Annotated in this window: 2 protein-coding genes; both read right to left on the reverse strand. The window is 48.4% G+C overall.

Annotation, left to right across the window (positions count from 1 at the left end):
• Positions 1-64: 64 nt before the first annotated feature.
• Complete coding sequence (locus tag PPL9_RS20905) at positions 65-298, reverse strand: helix-turn-helix domain-containing protein (RefSeq protein WP_208989519.1); 234 nt, start codon at positions 296-298, stop codon at positions 65-67.
• 97 nt (positions 299-395) lie between these two features.
• The gene (locus PPL9_RS20910) at positions 396-1,178 is read right to left on the reverse strand and encodes a hypothetical protein (RefSeq protein ID WP_057464501.1); all 783 of its coding nucleotides are present in this window, start codon (positions 1,176-1,178) and stop codon (positions 396-398) included.
• Positions 1,179-1,399 lie beyond the last annotated feature (221 nt).

Consider the following 1,399-nt stretch of genomic DNA (forward strand, 5'->3'; position numbering starts at 1 on the left):
TGCAATAAAGCAGCTCTGGCAATGCGCTGGAAATCAATGCGAGGCCTTGGCTTACAACTCCGCCTCATGACCTCGCCTCCACTTCACTCGTGGAGCTTGTCAGATGAGATTCAATCCAATTCTGAATATCAGAAGGCCGATAGCGTACCGATTTTCCCATCTTCACGAAAATTGGCCCGCCGCCACGCACTCGCCACGCCTGTATGGTCCTTATAGAAATTCCAAGATAATCCGCTGCCGCCGCCTCTGTAATCAAAGCGTTCTGAACGCTGTTCAGTTCCGTCCTCATAACCATCATCTCCGCTCATTTACGATGAGGAAATGCTGGTTGGATTCCGCCGAAAAAAATAGGTGACACGATTATTCAGTGCAGGTGTTTTAATTTATGTCCCTGATTACTTTGAAGGAATACGGCCTGCTTGTTTAAACGACTGCGGCGCATAACCATCCCATAACCGATCAAACTGACGCCCACTTACTCCCGGAAAGCGCTGCAATACTTGCTTCCTTACATGTGACTTCTTTGACCGAGGTTGATCCCCAAGTCCCTCCAGAAAACGGACAACCTCAGCCTCAACAAAACGGCCTTCACTATCAGATTCTGAACCGCGTTTTGTCTTATTGCTTTGAGCCACAAATATCATCAAATCTTCGGCCAGCACCTGCCACTGATCCCCGTCAACACGTAAGAGTTCGTTTCTTCGTAACGAGACATACGAAAACTCAGAACACCAATAAGAGGCAGGAACCACGCGGGCGTTTGCTAAGGCCCTGTCGCGGCCCTTAACTATAAGCTCACCGCGCTGCAGTGCTGATATCAGAACCAAATACGTTTCAAAAATCAGCTGAGTTGCCAGCTTTTCCTCAGCTCTCTTGGGAGCCTTGCCGCTCTCAAGCATTTCCATCAACCCATGATCATCCAGCCACTCGGGAAGAACTGTTTTCTTGTGGTGTTGAGTTAAAGTTCGAAAGTCAGCAGTTACAGGCCAACAGCTAGGCGAGAGATTGGAAAAGTACGAACAGATACCCTCGAGCGTCCAATCATAAACTGATGCAACTACGCTCGCGTCATAGATTGCTTCACTCACTTCATCTCGATCAAAGAGCAATCTACCGAAAGCATCTTTGAAAAAAAGCCCTTCGACAAGCGTCTGATCATACGCTGCAATCTCCCCCATTTGGATCTCCTAACTTAACAATCACGGACACCACTGTAGACTAGCGCAAACTGAGGAATGACTTTGCTGAAACAAGTTCACTTAACACCGCAGAAAGAAAATGGGGGTTTATTCTCGGAAAACGGGCCATTACCTGATGGGGTGGATGGCTCCTGCTCCCACCAACGCCGTAATGCGTCATACTGCAGTTGTCATGGACAGCAAACGAATGGAGCCACCCC

Origin of the sequence: Pseudovibrio sp. POLY-S9 (assembly GCF_001431305.1) — a bacterium.
In the GTDB taxonomy this organism is placed as follows: Bacteria; Pseudomonadota; Alphaproteobacteria; order Rhizobiales; family Stappiaceae; genus Pseudovibrio.